Raw genomic sequence first — 15,061 nt, 5'->3', positions numbered from 1 at the left:
CCCGCCGACACCGTGTCCGAAGGTGCTGCCCCCGATGGCGCGGCTCCCGACGAAGAGTTCTTCACGGCTTGTCACCCTACCGTCGTGACACGCGGCGACGTCACGACGAGAGCGCCACGGCGGCGCCCACACGGTTCGTCGTCGACCCCTTACACCAGTCCGGCACGTCTCGCGTGCGGATATCCACAACCTCCGTGCCTACGAGGCGTCCGGCCAAACAGCAGGTGACCAGCCGCTAGCATCGTGGAGTGTCCACCGATTCCTCGACCAACCCTTCAGACGTCAGTGGCGTCTCGTCGGGTGCGCACGGCGAGGACGCAGGCCAGGGGGATCAGGGCCCGGCCGGTCAGGGACGCCGTTCCCGTCGCGGCCGTCGACGCCGCGGCCGCCGCAAGGGCGAGGCCCGGGGCGCGACCACCGCGCACGGGTCCGCGCCGCAGAACAAGCAGCCCGGTCTCAAGCAACCGGGCCACAAACAGGCGGGCCACAAACAAGGAGGGCACCGGCCGGGCGGCCACAAGCAGACCGCCCACAATCCGGCGTCCGAGCCCGCTCCCTCCACGCATCACCCCACGCCCAACGACCTCGCGCGTGCCCGCGCCGCCGACCCCGCCTGCCCCGACCCCGTCGAGGCCGAATCGGTGGACAAGCTTCCCGTCGATCCCGACCGTGCACGGCCGCGCGTCACGCCACCGAAGCCGTCGGACATGGTCTCGGTGACGGCGAAACTCACCAAGACGGGTCTCACCCAGGCAGGTGGCAAGACCGCCAAGAACCGTCGACGCGGCGCCCGCAACGACCGGAACACCGACCGGCCGGCAGACCGGACCCACCCGGAGAAGACACACGCCGACCGCTCTCATTCCGAACGGGGCGGCGAGAAGCTGCGCACGGTGCGGGAGACGTCGGCGGGCGGGCTCGTCATCTCCGACCTCGAGCTGCCGATCGACGAACTCTCCGCGGCGCTCATCGGTCGGGTCGACCGACGCGGTCGAACGATGTGGTCGTTGCCCAAGGGTCACATCGAGACCGGTGAGACCGCCGAGCAGACCGCGATCCGGGAGGTCGAGGAGGAGACCGGCATCCAGGGCACCGTGGTGGCCCCCCTCGGCAAGATCGACTACTGGTTTGTCAGCGAGGGTCGCCGCATCCACAAGACGGTGCACCACTACCTCCTGCGGTGCACCGGTGGGGAGCTCTCCGACGCCGACTACGAGGTCTCCGAGGTGGCCTGGGTGCCGTTACACGAGCTGCCGCGTCGTCTCACGTACTCTGACGAGCGACGTCTCGCCCGGATGGCCCGCGGCGTGATCGCCGATCTCGCCGCCGACCCGACACGGTTGGCGCAGTCCGAGGCCGAGAGCATCCGGACCGAACCCAACGCCTATGAGAAAGCCGCCGCCGCACGCAACCAGCGCCGCAACGAGCCACCGCCCCCGGTGCGTCCTCGTCGGCGCCGACGCCGTCCCCGACGGCCTGCGGCCGGCGATGGCTGAGCCGCACCCTTCGTCTCCCGAAATCGGTCGGTCCCGTCCACTGCGATCCAGAGTGTCGCGTTCCGGCGTGCGCGCCGCCTCTGCGCTGGCCGTCGTCCTCGCGATCGTCGGGCTCATGGTCCTGCCGGGCGTCACGCCACGGGCATCGGCAGAACCCGGAACCGGCAGCAGTACAACCACCTCGGATGCCGGTGACACCGAGCAGCCGGACGCGGGACGGTTCGCCCGCATCGTCATCGACTCCATGAGTCCGACCATCGTGACCACGACGAGCCGTCCGGTGGTCACCGTGAGCGGGCGCGTCGAGAATGTTGGCGACCGGTCGATCACCGACCTCACCATCCGACTCGAACGGGGCGATCCGGTCACCACCGCGGCAGGGCTGCGCACCGGGCTCGCCGACGACGATCCGGCGGTCGCGGTCGCCGGGCCGTTCGAAGCACTCACCGACTCGCTCGCCCCCGGGGAGAGTGTCGGGTTCCGGATGTCGATGCCCCTCTCGGCGACGACGGGTCCGGCCGGTCAGGGCCTCGGGATCTCCCGCACGGGCGTGTACCCCGTGCAGGTCAACGTCAACGGCACCCCCGAGTACGGCAACACCGCCCAGGTCGCGGGGTCGCGGATGCTGCTGCCGGTGCTCTCGCTGCCTCCCGACGACACGCGTGCCGCCGGTTACGTCGATCCCAGTTCCGAGTACTCGTCGACCGAACCGGTCCCGGGTCTCGGCCCGGACGGCTCGGTGTCGGCGAACCTGTCGAGTCCGGCGCGTATGACCATGCTCTGGCCGCTGGCGGCGCCTCCACAGCTCGCACCCGGCGTGCTGGGCGGCAACACCGAACCGGTACGTCTCATCAACGAGGACATGGCACGCTCACTCGGCGACGGCGGACGGCTCAACGAACTGCTCAAAGCACTCCAGCGGGTCGTCGGCGAACCACCCCGCGAGCAGTCGGGATCGGCCGTCTCGGAGGCGTCCGCGCCCACGACGTCCGAGGGTCCCGAGCCGACGGTGCTGCCCGGTTCCGAGAAGCTCGCCGAGAGCATGTGCCTGGCCGTCGACCCCGACCTCGTCATCACCGTGCGCGCGATGTCGTTCGGGTACGAGGTCTCCGACAACCCGGCCGATCCCACCGCCGCGACCCGACCCGGCAACGGTGCCGACGCCGCCGCTCGATGGCTCGACGCGCTGCGCTGGACCGCGGGCCGGATGTGCGTCGTGGCCCTGCCGTTCGCGCAGGCCGACCTGAGCTCGCTCACCCGGATAGGCAACGCGGGGCTGACCGATGCCGCGCTGCGATCACCCGCCGACATCGTCGACACCGTCCTCGGGGTGCGCAGTGTGCGCGGCCTGTCGATCCCCGCGCTGGGGGCCATCGACGACGATGGTGCCGAGGCACTGGCGCAGGCCCAGGTCTCCGCGACGGCGGTCGCGTCGAATTCGGTGGTTCCCACCGGCCGACGCAACGACACCGGCCGGTACCGGGTCGGTGGGCTCGCGGCGCAGACCTACGACGCCCCGATCACCGCGTCGTTCGCCGGCATCGGCACGGCACCGAGCACCCCGGCGCTCACCCCACCCGGCCAGCGCGTCGACCTCACCGACGAGTCGCCGGGCAGCCGACGACAGACCGTCATCGGGGCACTGGCCTACCCGGCGATCGCCGCGCCCGATCCCGCCCCCGCGAACTCCGGTACCGGGGGTCCGTCCACCGGCACCCGTGACCCGGTGGTCGGCAGGTCGGCGTTCCTGGTGCCGCCGACATACTGGTCCCCGACGGTCACGGATTCGGAGGCGATCTTCGCCACGGCCCGGCTCCTGCTCGAATCAGGGGCGGCCACCCCGACCCCGTTGCCGACGCTCGTCGCCGATCTCGCCGAGACGCCGGACCCCGCCCGCCTGACGGATCCGGCCGGGGTCGGCCCGATCGATCGGATCGGCTCGGTGCTGACGACGGACGCGACCGCGGCCATCCGTCGCAATGTCGAGGACAGCTGGCAGTTCGAGGGTTCGCTGGTGCGCTCGGCGGACGTGGCCGCGACTCCCGAGCGCTACATGTCCCCGCTGCGGGAGGATCAGCTGCGGGCGATCCGGTCGCCGGACGCGCGCGGTACAGCGGTGTACACCCATCTGCGGCGTATGCAGTCCGAGCGGATCGGCGCCGTCTCGTCGACCCTGCACCGGATGGGCCAGTCGGTGAGCATCCTCGATCCCGGGGGCCGCTACACCCTGGCCTCCGAACGCAGTCCGCTGCTTCTCGTGGTGAGCAACGACCTCGCGCTTCCCATCCGGGCCCGTCTCACCACCTCGGAGCCGAAGGACATCGAGATCGGCGATCTCGGGGTGATCGAGATCCCCGCGCGCGGGACACGTCAGATCCAGCTCCCGACGCGTGGCGAGACCTCCGAGGCCATCAGCGTCGAGATCCAGTTGTCGACGGTGACGGGCGTGTCGCTGGGAGAGCCCATCAGTCTCTCGGTGCATACCAACGCCTACGGCAAGCCGCTCTTCTACATCACGATCATCGCCGGAGCAGCGCTGGTCCTGCTGACCGCGCGTCGCCTCTGGCATCGCTTCCGCGGGCAACCCGACCCCGCGGACGCCGACCGTCCCGAGCCCGACGAACTGGAACGGATGCTCGCCGGAAGCGGGTATCAGGAGCGACGTCGTACCCTGCAGAGCGAGGGTCGGATGCATGACGAGGATGCGGGCGACGACCCCTCATGACCGACTTTCGACGACCTGAGGACGGCGGCAGAAGCGACGTGACCCGGAACGATGAGCCGCGTGCACCGCGGTCGGGGCAACCCGGCGCGGGGCCGTCCCAGCGTCCCGGGCGTGCGGTCCCGGAGAAGATTCCACCCGGCCGCGTCCCACCCGCCAGGATTCCACCGACCAGGGGTTCCGCCGATCGGGTGACCCCGGCCCCGCCGCCACCGCGACGGCCGCTGCCGCCCCAGTCCGAGGCGGCGACCCGGCACGTCCCCGTGGCGAAACCGCACACACGACGCCCCGCGGGCGGTCCGGCGCCGACGGCCGCGCCGGCCGGGCGGGTGGCCACCGCCCCCGACCCCCGTCGTCAGCCGAGCGTGCTGGAGGAGAACGCCGAGTCCCTCGGTATCGCCGACGAGGCCGCGTCGTCGACAGGCCTCGCGCGGGACTCCGATTCCAGCATCCTCCGGACCAGCGGCTCGATTGCGATCGCCACCCTCTTCAGCCGGATCACCGGGTTCCTGCGGACCGTGCTCATCCTCGCGATGCTGGGTCCGGCGATCGCCTCGGCGTTCCAGGCCGCCGACGTGCTGCCCAACATGATCGCCGAGGTCGTCCTCGGCGCGGTGCTGACCGCGATCGTGATCCCGCTGCTCGCTCGCGCCGAAGCCGAGGATCCCGACGGCGGCCAGGGTTTCATCAACCGCATCTTCACCATCACGGTCGTCGTGCTCGGCTCCGCGACCGTGATCGCGGTCATCGCCGCCCCACTGCTGACCTACCTGAACCTCGGCGACGGGCAGGTCAACCGCGAACTCTCCACCGCGCTCGCCTACCTGCTGCTTCCGGAGATCCTCTTCTACGGGCTCTCCGCGCTGTTCATCGCGATCCTCAACCTCCGCGGCCACTTCAAACCCGGTGCCTGGGCGCCGGTGCTCAACAACGTCGTGCAGATCACGACGCTGGTGCTCTACGCGGTGGTGCCCGGCGAGATCACGCTGAACCCGGTCCGGATGAGCGATCCACAGCTGCTCGTCCTCGGTATCGGCTGCACGCTGGGTGTGGTGCTGCAGGCGTCGATCCTGGTGCCGTTCCTGCGCAAGGCCGGTGTCCGCCTCCGCCTGGAGTGGGGGATCGACGCTCGTCTGCGCCAGTTCGGCAACATGGCGGTGGCCATCGTGGCCTACGTCGCCCTGCTGCAGGTCGGCCTGATCGTCACCTATCGCATCGCGTCCTCGGCCGACGCTTCGGGCGTCAGCATCTACTTCACGCATTGGCAGTTGCTGCAGCTGCCCTACGGCGTGCTGGGCGTCACGATCCTGACGGCGATCATGCCCCGGCTGTCGCGCAACGCCACCGCCGACGACACCAAGGCCGTGGTCGACGACCTGTCGCTGGCGACCCGCCTCACGATGGTCGCGCTCGTCCCGGTCGTGTCGTTCATGACGTTCTTCGGACCGGCGATCGCCATCGCCGTGTTCAACTTCGGCAAATTCGACGCCGCCTCGGCGTCGCAGCTCGGGTCGGTCCTCGCCTGGGGCGCGTTCACCCTGATCCCGTACTCGATGACGCTCGTCCAGCTGCGCGTGTTCTACGCCCGCGAGGACGCCTGGACCCCGACCTTCATCGCCCTCGGCATCACCGTGGTCAAGGTCGCGTCGTCGTACCTGGGACCGGTGCTGTTCGACGATCCGGAGCTGATCGTGCGATGGCTCGCGCTGTCCAACGGCCTCGGTTACCTGGTCGGTGCGATCGTCGGCCACTTCCTGTTGCGGAGTCGCCTCCGCGGGGCACGACTCACCGACGTCACCCGGACATCGCTGGTGACCCTGGCGGTCTCCCTCGGCGTCTCGGCGACCGTGTGGGCGGTCGCGAAGATGACCGGGCTCGACCACATGATCGGCTGGTTCGGCAAGGTCGGTTCGGTTCTGTACGTGGTCCTCACCGCGGGTGTGGTGCTGGCGGTGACCTATGCGGGTCTCGCCGCGGCCCGCGTCCCGGACGTCGTCGCGATCGGCATGGCGGTACGTCGCGTGCTGGGCCGGTTCATCCCCTCCCTCGCTCCTCCCGCGGAGCCCGAACGTGCACAGTCACCGGCGATCACAGTTCAGTTTCCGCGGGTCACCGCCGACGAATCGCTCCCGTACTCTGGTCAGGTACAGGTGCTGCGCCGCTTCGACAGAGGTACGGCGACGTGGCAGTCGTACTCCGTACACACCGGTGGCGCGATCGGCGCACATCGGGATGTGCGTCCCATCCCCGAGTTCGCGCCGGTTCCGCGCGACATCAGATACCGCAGGAGAGGAGTGCGTCGCGTGAGTGACAGTGAGGTCGACACCACTGCTCCCACCGGGCCGCCCGTCGAACCCGGCGCCGGCGACGCCCAGACTCCTCCCGCCACCCCGAGTACGGCATCCGGTGCGGCTGACGCCCCGGACTCCACGCGCCGTCGCGGTCCCCGCCTCGTACCGGGTGCCGCCGTGGCCGGCGGACGGTACCGCCTGCTCGAGCAGCACGGCGGCAGCCGGGGCCTCCAGTTCTGGCGGGCACAGGACATCAACCTCGACCGCGAGGTGGCACTGACCTTCGTCGACGCCGAGCAGCTCGCGCCGCCGCCCGAACGCGGGCAGGCCGCCAAGATCTCCGATCAGGGGCCGCAGGCGGTGCTCTCGCGCACGCTCCGGCTCGGCCAGATCAACTCCGACGGTGTCGCGCGCGTCCTCGACGTCGTCCGCGGCTCCTCGGGTGGCATCGTCGTGGCCGAGTGGGTCCCGGGGTCGTCGATGGCCGACGTCGCGCGCTCCGAGCCGTCACCCATCGGCGCCGCACGCGCGGTTCGCTCGCTCGCCGCGGCAGCCGAGATCGCCCACCGGTCCGGCGGCGCACTGTCGATCGACCATCCCGACCGCATCCGGATCAGCCACGACGGCAATGCCGTCCTCGCCTTCCCCGGCACACTCGCCGGAGACGACAAGGCCTCCGACGTCCGCGGACTCGGTGCGGTGCTCTATGCCCTGCTGCTCAACCGTTGGGCGCTCGACCCCGAGACCGGCTCGCGGTTGGTGACCACGGCAGACGTCACCGAACCCGTCGGCGGGATACCGGTCGCGGCCCCGGGCGACGACTCGCAGCCGATCGAGCCCCGTGCCGCCAAGCCGGACATCCCGTTCGAGATCTCGGCGGTCGCCGCACGGGCCCTCGACGGATCACGCGGCATTCGCACCGCCGCGACGGTGCAACACGTCCTGGACCAGGCGACGGTCGTCGACCTCAACACCGACATGTTGCCGGCGATCACCGACGCCGACGCCCCGCCACCGGTGACGGTCGCGCCGCGGATCGGCAGCGGCGACGGCAAACCCCCGCGCCGCAACGTGGCGCTGCTGATCGGAGCAGGCCTCCTGGCGCTGTTCGTGATCATCGCCCTGATCCTGGGCGCCACCAACGTCTTCGGCGGAAGCGACGGCTCGAGCGACATCGACTCGATCATCACCACCACCGAGCCCGCGCCCACACCCGGTGCGAATGCCCCGGCCCCGCCGGCCGGGCAGCCGGCACCGGCGGCCATTCCGTTGCAGTCGGTGTCGGTCGTCGACTTCTCCTCGCAACCGCCGGACAACTCGGCCAACGTCCGCAACGTCATCACCGGGGCAGCCCCGCCATGGGAGACCGACAACTACCGGGGTCGACCCGACTTCGGTGGTCTCAAACCGGGTCTCGGCCTCATGTTCGACCTCGGCTCCGAACGGGCCGTCAAGTCCGTGACGATCGAGACGCCGACACCCGGGATGGACGTCGAGATCCGCTCCGCCCCGTCGGCCAGGCCCGCCTTCGCACGGACCACGCCGGTTGCCGCGAGCCGTGTCGGTCAGAACTCGACCACCATCCCGATCGCGGAGCCGCTCGAGAGCCGCTACGTGATGGTCTGGATCACCAGCCTGCCGAGCGCATCCGGCGGTTATCAGGCAGAGATCTCACGCATCACGATGGCCGGCTGACACTCTCGGTCGCGTTCCGCCCGGCACTCCCGGTCGGTTCGTTGGGCGCCCATCCCGGCGGGCCGAAGATGTAACCCAGCCGGGCGCGCCATGTCGACGCGGATCGGACGTCCCGTGCGATCGCCGCGTATTCGTGCGTCTGGAGGCGCCAGATGTTGTGCGTACCCACAGGTTTCGTGAGGCCGTAGCGCGGCCGCCGGATCTCCGGCGCGAACGAGCCGAACATCCGGTCCCAGATGATGAACACCCCGCCGTAGTTGCGGTCGAGATATTCCGGATCGCACCCGTGGTGCACCCGGTGGTGCGACGGCGTGTTGAAGACGAACTCGAACGGCGCCCACATGGTGCCGATCCGCTCGGTGTGGATCCAGAACTGGTAGATGAGGTTCAGGGAGTAGGCGAAGAACACCAGTGCAGGCGGAATCCCGAGTAGCGGCAACGGAATCCAGATGAGGACCGCGGCACTGATGTTCCACTTCTGTCGGAGCGCGGTGGCGAAGTTGAAATACTCGCTCGAGTGGTGCGCCTGATGCGTCGCCCAGATCAGCCGCACCCGGTGGGACACCCGATGACTCCAGTAGAAGAGGAAGTCGACGCCCAGGAAGGCGATCACCCACGTGTACCACTCGCCGATCGGCAACTGCCACGGCGCCACGTAGGCGAACAACACGGTGTAGAGCAGCAATCCGAGGAACTTCCAGAATGCGCTGGTCGCGATGGAGACCAGCCCCATGGTCACACTCGATCGAGCGTCGCGGGAGTCGTAGGCTCCCGGCCGAGCCCGGCGGTCCGTCCCCTCCGCGGACCCCGGCAACCCGTCCTCGTGATCGTGCTCGAGCTTGGCTGCGGCCCACCACTCGATGGCCAGCAGGGTGACGAAGAACGGAATGGCGAGCACGGTCGGCTCACGCATCGGCTCCGGCAAGAACTCCAGCACGGCGTCCCCCCTTTCTCGGACGGCATCTGACACGGCTGCGTGTCACTTAGTTCTGACAAGGTATCGTGTCAGAAGTTGCGATGTAAACCCCCGACTGGCGAAGGAGGCGCGCGGTGGCCGTTCCGTCGACCCCGCCCGCCACTGGCACAGGCGCTGGCACCGGCCGGCGTTATGGGGGAGCCGACCCGGCCGAACGCCGCGAGCGGCGTCGAGCAGCGCTGATCGACGCCGGCCTCGACGTGTTCGGCAAGGAGGGATACGCGAAAGCGTCGGTCAAGAGTGTCTGCGAGCAGGCCGGCCTCACCCAGCGCTACTTCTACGAGTCGTTCACCGACCGGGCCGACCTGCTCGTGGCCGTCTACAACGACAGCGTCGCGTTCGTGCGTGCGGCGACGGTGGCGGCAGCGGCCGGAACGGCAGGACCTGAGGTACCGGCAACGGATGCGGCTCAGGATCGTGAACGCGTCGAAGGCATTGCGCCCGAGCAAGTTCCGGATGCCGCGCGCGCCGCGCTGGGCGCCTTCATGTCCTGCCTCGGAGACGATCCGCGCCGTGCCCGCGTGATGCTCGTCGAGGTCGTCGGGGTGTCCCCGGAGATCGAGCGCGTCCGCATGCGCGCCATCCACGAGTGGGCAGACCTGATCCTGGCTCTCGCACGCGGATCCCGCCCCCCGTCGGACCGCGAACGCCTGGCCTCGGTGGGGCTCGTCGGCGCGGTGACCCAACTCCTTGTCGACTGGTACGTCGCGCTCGACGAGGGTGCCCCGGACGAAAGCGCGCACGAGCAGAACGCCGGCGAGGGGAGTGCGCACACACGGCCCGCCGCCCTCGACGCCATCCTCGACGTCTGCGTCGAGCTGTTCGTGGCCGCATACGGCCGACTCCTGGCCTGATCCTCCTCCGGCCTGATCCTCGCAGCCACTGCGGCATACGGCGTGCCCTCGAAAACGCCACGAGCGCGGCAGCGCCGGGTGTAGATTTCGAGTCATTCTGCTTCGAGCTGTCGGACCCGTGGTCCGGGAGGTGTCCGATGAGCACTGCATCCGACCGTGCGCGACAATTGGAACTCGTTGCGCGACTTCAGTCGTCATTCCCGGAACTACCCGACGCCCCGACGCCGGATCTGCTCGACCACTCGCGTTACGCCGCCTACATGAAGCCGGTCCATGACGTCGGTGGCGAACCCGATGCGCCGATCTTCTACGAGGGCAAGGCCTACGAACAATGGGAGCACATGACCTACGTCATGTGCGAGGTCCTGGCGTGGCGGGGGATCTGGCTGTCCGAGGAACGGCGGCGCATCGGCAATGTCGACGTGGGACGAACGGTTTACCTCGGGTTTCCCTACTACGGCCGATGGTTGCTCGCGGTCGCCAGGATCCTGGTGGAGAAACACCACATCGCGCTCGGTGAGCTCAGCGAGCGCATGCTCGAGGTCCAGGAGCGCTACGCCGGCGGATTGAACGGCCGGTTGCCGGAGGCGACACCGCGCAGCGTCGGCGACGGAGCCGATGTGCCTCGCAACAGCCACCACCGACACGCCGTCGGGATCGGCGATCCACAGGTGTACGCCGGACGGGCGGGGGAGGCCGCCTTCGCGGTCGGCGATCGTGTCGAGGTCCGCGAGCTGCCAGTCCTGTTGTACACGCGGACACCGGAATACGTCCGCGGTGCGGTCGGTGAGGTGGCCGCCGTCGCGTATGAGAGTCCCGCCCCCGAGGACGAGACCTGGGGGTTGTCGGACGCCCCGGCCGAATGGTTCTACGTGGTCCGCTTCGCCATGGGCGACCTCTGGCACGGGTACACCGGCCCCGCCGACGACACCCTGCAGACCGAGATCCCCGAACGTTGGCTGGCACGCGCCGGCGGGAAGGACGACACCCGATGAGTGACAGTCACGGTCACGATCACAGCCATGAGCATGACAGCCACGACCACGACCACGCGCGGACGGTCAAGCCCATGGTCGATGAGATCACCGACTTCGAGGTGCTCGAGATCGCGCTGCGCGAGCTGTGCATCGAGAAGGGTCTCTTCACCGCCGAGGAGCATCGGCGTTTCACCGAGTTCGCCGAACAGATCGGGCCGACGCCTGCGGCCACGCTCGTCGCCCGCGCGTGGCTCGATCCCGATTTCGAACAACTGGCCCTGACCGATCCGATGGCCGCGAGCAAGGAAGTCGGCGTGGATTGGCTGGAGCCGACCGGTTTCGGAACACCCAGCGACTTCACGGCTTTCGAGATCCTCGCCGACACCCCGACGCTGCACCATGTCATCGTGTGCGCGCTGTGTTCCTGTTATCCGCGGCCGATCCTGGGCAACTCCCCCGAGTGGTACCGAACGCCGAACTACCGCCGCCGCATGGTCCGCTGGCCTCGGCAGGTGTTGTCGGAGTTCGGACTCCAGCTGCCCGAGGGTGTCTCGGTGCGGGTGCAGGACTCGAACCAGAAACACCGGTTCATGGTGATGCCGCAGCGGCCGGTCGGCACCGACGGCTGGACCGAGGATCAGTTGGCGGAGATCATCACGCGCGACTGTCTGATCGGCGTCGCCCTGCCGAGACCAGGTGTCACCACCAATGCGGTGTCCACCATTCGTCCCGCCGTCCATCCGGCGGGGGAGTGAACGCAGGAGTGCGGGGATGACCATCGGGGACGGATCGGGCGCCTACGAACCCCTCGCCACGATCGTCGAGCGCGATCAGGTGTGGACCCGCATGGCGTCGAAATATGGTGTGGAGAACCCTGTTCCGCCATGGAAGACCAGCCTCGACGGCCTCTGCGACGCACTCGACCGAGCCGCCGACGCCTCGACGAGGGTCGAGGGGGCGGATCCGCCGGGGGGCGTCGAACGGCGGGACGAGGAGGACCGGTTGTCGTCGACCACCTACGCCACGCTGCCCTATCCGGAGAGCCAGCTCGTGGCGCTCGCGCACACGCTCCTCGACCGCGGTGTCATCGACGAACATGAGCTGCGGTCACGGATGACGGCGATCCGCGCGCGCCTCGAAGCCTGAGGACGGATTCGCGGATCACCCGCATCTGTACACAGGCGTCGCTCCTTCGGATGACGTCGGGTGTGCTCCACTACTCTCAGCCCATGGCCGGGGGGACTGACGCAACCGAGACGCGTACCGACGAGGAACTCCTGCACGCCCACCTCGCGGGCGACGCCGAAGCCTTTCCGGATCTGATCAGACGGCATCTCGATTACCTGTACTCGGTCGCCTGCCGGACGAGCCAGAATGCCGAGGACGCCGCCGACGCCCTCCAGGACGCGCTGATCGCCGCGCACCGTACGGCGCGTGACTTCCGATCAGACGCCAAGGTCACCAGTTGGCTGCATCGCATCGTGGTCAACGCATGCCTCGATCGCATCCGGCGCAACAAGGTTCGCAGTACGCTCCCGCTGCCTGACTGGGACGTGCTCGCGATCGCGGACACCAACGACGACATCGCCGGCGTCGACCTGTCCGTGTCGATCGGGCGGGCATTGCACGTCCTGCCCGAGGGTCAGCGAGCCGCAATCGTGGCGGTGGACCTCGAGGGGTACTCCGTCGCCGAGGCGGCGACCATACTCGGCGTCGCCGAGGGCACCATCAAGAGTCGGTGTGCGCGCGGCCGGCTCCGACTCGCCCAGGTACTCGGACACCTACGTGAGTAGTGTGCGGAAAGCACAGCGCGACAACCAGCTTGACGGGCTCTCGATTTTCGTGGAACCGAATCCGCCCGGGACGCGTCCAAGTATCCGACGACAACACCCGGACCCGATCCCCAGAACCCCGACACATCACTGCGCACCGACGATCCCACTCACCGACCCACTCACCGACCCACCCAGTGACACCACTCAGCGACACCGCTCAGCGACCTCGACGCCGACGCCCGACACCGACGCCCGACACCCCGGAATGGGAGACTGACACCATGACCCCTCGGGGACCCGACGACGACACCCGGTACGGCGACCTACCCGATCCGCCGTACTCCGCGGAGACACTCGCGGATTATCACGCCGGAGCCCTCTCGGACCCAGTTGCCGCCCACGTCCGCGCGCAGATCGCGAATGATCGGGTAGCACAGTCGATCCTGGCCGGGTTGGACCGGACGGTCGCCGATCTTCGGGCTTCCGGACCCGAGATGACCGCGGTCCCTGACCCTGTGCGCGCCGATGTGGAGGCCACCCTGGCCGCACTCGCCGGGTCGGGGCAGGGCCCGACCGTCCTCGATGCCCGGCGGCGAGTCCGCGAATCGCCCTCCCCACAAGATCGCCGGATGTCGGCCGGTCGATGGCTCGCCGCTGCGGCGGCCGTTCTCGTCGTCGTCGCCGGATCCGTAGGGATCTTCCGGATGGTGTCCAGCCCCGACGCGTCGCCTCCGCAGGCTCGCCCCGCGACCGCCCAACCGACGCCGGATCCCGTGGGCGCGGCAACGGCGCTGTCGGTTCTGGGTCGCACCGACGGGGCACCTTTCGGATCCGTCGCCGCGCTTCGGCGCTGCACAGCCGCCCACCTCATCCCCGTCCGGGTCGTGATCGTCGGTTCCGGACCGATCACCGTGCGCGGAACCCCGGCCGCCGCGATCCTGATGTCGACCGGTGTCGCCGGTCGGTTCGACGCACTGATCGTCGGCGTGGACTGTGACACGGGCAACCCGGCGTTCATCTCTCGGTCCGTCATCGGTGGCTGACCGGCTGACCGGCGGGCGGGCGGCCGACGGCCTCGCTGCCCAGGGGATACGGTCGACCGCACGGCGCGGGTGTGCGGGAACATCTCCGCTTACCCTTGTGTTGAAGCAGCCGTGACCCCGCGTCCACCGCGCGGGTCTCGCTAAACCCACAGCACGGAGGATGGATGAGCCAGCCAGAGACCCAGCAGATCCACGAATTGATCATCATCGGATCTGGCCCTGCCGGGTACACCGCAGCGATTTACGCAGCGCGCGCCGAGCTATCTCCGATCGTCTTCGAGGGCACCCAGTTCGGTGGTGCACTGATGACGACCACCGAGGTCGAGAACTTCCCCGGCTTCCAGACCGGTATCCAGGGCCCCGCCCTGATGGACGAGATGCGCGAACAGGCGATCCGATTCGGCGCCGACCTGCGCATGGAGGACGTCGACACGGTTCGCCTGACCGGCCCGGTCAAGGAGGTCGAGGTCGGTGGTGAGGTGTTCCGCGCCCGCGCCGTGATCCTCGCGATGGGAGCCGCGGCCCGCTACCTCGGCATCGAGGGCGAACAGCAACTGCTCGGTCGCGGGGTGTCTGCCTGTGCGACCTGTGACGGATTCTTCTTCAAGGACCAGGACATCGCCGTCATCGGCGGTGGCGATTCCGCGATGGAGGAGGCGACGTTCCTCACCAAGTTCGCGCGCAGTGTGTCGCTCGTCCATCGGCGCGACGAGTTCCGTGCGTCGAAGATCATGCTCGAGCGTGCCCGCGCCAACGACAAGATCCGTTTCGTCACCAACGCGGCCGTCACGTCGGTCATCGGAGACGGCTCGGTGTCGGGTCTGACCGTCGAGGACACGCGAACCGGTGAGGTCAGCACGCTGGACGTGACCGGCATGTTCGTCGCAATCGGCCACGATCCCCGCAGCGAGCTCGTCCGCGGACAGGTGGACCTCGACAGCGAGGGCTACGTACTCACGCAGGGGCGCACGACGCACACCTCGCTGCCCGGCGTGTTCGCCGCGGGCGACCTGGTGGACCACACCTACCGTCAGGCGATCACCGCCGCCGGCAGCGGTTGCTCTGCCGCCATCGATGCCGAGCGCTGGCTCGCCGAACAGGGTGAGGCCGCCGACCTGACCGTCGACGAGACCGAAGCGTCGACGGTGTCCGAGATCGACGCGGTCCAGGCGCCTGCCTGAGCCTCTCCCCACACTTACCACCCGGGCGCCCGTCGTCCGGTACGACCAAGG

General features: G+C 69.2%; 11 protein-coding genes. 10 read left to right on the top strand and 1 reads right to left on the bottom strand.

Going from position 1 to position 15,061, the window contains the following annotated elements; all coding sequences use genetic code 11:
* Positions 1–248: 248 nt before the first annotated feature.
* The 3 genes from MAY35_RS14200 (at position 249) to MAY35_RS14190 (ending at position 8,204) form a co-directional block, all read left to right on the top strand.
* Positions 249–1,496 (top strand): NUDIX hydrolase, encoded by a 1,248-nt coding sequence (locus MAY35_RS14200; protein WP_238421947.1) that lies wholly within the window; start codon positions 249–251, stop codon positions 1,494–1,496.
* Between the two features lie 115 nt (positions 1,497–1,611).
* Entirely contained in the window at positions 1,612–4,221 is a 2,610-nt protein-coding gene (locus MAY35_RS14195) for a DUF6049 family protein (RefSeq protein ID WP_245404082.1), read from the top strand.
* Positions 4,218–8,204, top strand: coding sequence for a murein biosynthesis integral membrane protein MurJ (locus tag MAY35_RS14190; RefSeq protein ID WP_238421945.1), 3,987 nt, complete (start codon positions 4,218–4,220; stop codon positions 8,202–8,204). Before MAY35_RS14195 ends, MAY35_RS14190 begins: the two co-directional genes overlap by 4 nt.
* Here MAY35_RS14190 and MAY35_RS14185 read toward each other — a convergent pair.
* On the bottom strand, positions 8,188–9,141 hold the full coding sequence (locus MAY35_RS14185; RefSeq protein ID WP_238421944.1) for a sterol desaturase family protein: 954 nt from the start codon (positions 9,139–9,141) through the stop codon (positions 8,188–8,190). The two genes, MAY35_RS14190 and MAY35_RS14185, sit on opposite strands and share 17 nt — an antisense overlap.
* Before the next feature lie 113 nt (positions 9,142–9,254).
* On the opposite strand from MAY35_RS14185, the gene MAY35_RS14180 reads away from it, so the two are divergent.
* The 7 genes from MAY35_RS14180 to trxB all read left to right on the top strand — a co-directional run bounded on the left by MAY35_RS14180 (position 9,255) and on the right by trxB (position 15,010).
* Entirely contained in the window at positions 9,255–10,034 is a 780-nt protein-coding gene (locus MAY35_RS14180; RefSeq protein ID WP_238421943.1) for a TetR/AcrR family transcriptional regulator, read from the top strand.
* A gap of 137 nt (positions 10,035–10,171) precedes the next feature.
* Positions 10,172–11,029 (top strand): SH3-like domain-containing protein, encoded by an 858-nt coding sequence (locus tag MAY35_RS14175; RefSeq protein ID WP_238421942.1) that lies wholly within the window; start codon positions 10,172–10,174, stop codon positions 11,027–11,029.
* Positions 11,026–11,766: a thiocyanate hydrolase subunit gamma gene (gene scnC, locus MAY35_RS14170; RefSeq protein WP_238421941.1), complete on the top strand. Its 741-nt coding sequence runs from the start codon at positions 11,026–11,028 to the stop codon at positions 11,764–11,766. The genes MAY35_RS14175 and scnC overlap by 4 nt, the downstream gene beginning before the upstream one ends.
* A 16-nt stretch (positions 11,767–11,782) precedes the next feature.
* A complete protein-coding gene (locus MAY35_RS14165; protein ID WP_238421940.1) occupies positions 11,783–12,157 on the top strand; it encodes a thiocyanate hydrolase in 375 nt (124 codons plus the stop codon).
* An 83-nt stretch (positions 12,158–12,240) separates the two neighbouring features.
* Positions 12,241–12,804, top strand: a complete 564-nt coding sequence (gene sigM, locus MAY35_RS14160) for an RNA polymerase sigma factor SigM (protein WP_238421939.1) — start codon at positions 12,241–12,243, stop codon at positions 12,802–12,804.
* A gap of 263 nt (positions 12,805–13,067) precedes the next feature.
* The gene (locus MAY35_RS14155; protein ID WP_238421938.1) at positions 13,068–13,829 is read left to right on the top strand and encodes a hypothetical protein; all 762 of its coding nucleotides are present in this window, start codon (positions 13,068–13,070) and stop codon (positions 13,827–13,829) included.
* 164 nt (positions 13,830–13,993) lie between these two features.
* Complete coding sequence (trxB, locus tag MAY35_RS14150; RefSeq protein WP_238421937.1) at positions 13,994–15,010, top strand: thioredoxin-disulfide reductase; 1,017 nt, start codon at positions 13,994–13,996, stop codon at positions 15,008–15,010.
* Positions 15,011–15,061 lie beyond the last annotated feature (51 nt).

The organism is Gordonia sp. 'Campus' (assembly GCF_022206305.1).
Taxonomy (GTDB): Bacteria; Actinomycetota; Actinomycetes; order Mycobacteriales; family Mycobacteriaceae; genus Gordonia.
The sequence above is the reverse complement of the archived record's forward strand: the minus strand, read 5'-3'. Positions and strand labels throughout refer to the sequence as shown.

Coding starts and splice junctions, on each gene's coding strand:
- MAY35_RS14165 (WP_238421940.1), top strand. CDS start 11,783: ATGACCATCGGGGACGGATCGGGCGCCTACGAACCCCTCGCCACGATC.
- MAY35_RS14190 (WP_238421945.1), top strand. CDS start 4,218: ATGACCGACTTTCGACGACCTGAGGACGGCGGCAGAAGCGACGTGACC.
- sigM (WP_238421939.1), top strand. CDS start 12,241: ATGGCCGGGGGGACTGACGCAACCGAGACGCGTACCGACGAGGAACTC.
- scnC (WP_238421941.1), top strand. CDS start 11,026: ATGAGTGACAGTCACGGTCACGATCACAGCCATGAGCATGACAGCCAC.
- MAY35_RS14155 (WP_238421938.1), top strand. CDS start 13,068: ATGACCCCTCGGGGACCCGACGACGACACCCGGTACGGCGACCTACCC.
- MAY35_RS14195 (WP_245404082.1), top strand. CDS start 1,612: ATGGTCCTGCCGGGCGTCACGCCACGGGCATCGGCAGAACCCGGAACC.
- MAY35_RS14175 (WP_238421942.1), top strand. CDS start 10,172: ATGAGCACTGCATCCGACCGTGCGCGACAATTGGAACTCGTTGCGCGA.
- trxB (WP_238421937.1), top strand. CDS start 13,994: ATGAGCCAGCCAGAGACCCAGCAGATCCACGAATTGATCATCATCGGA.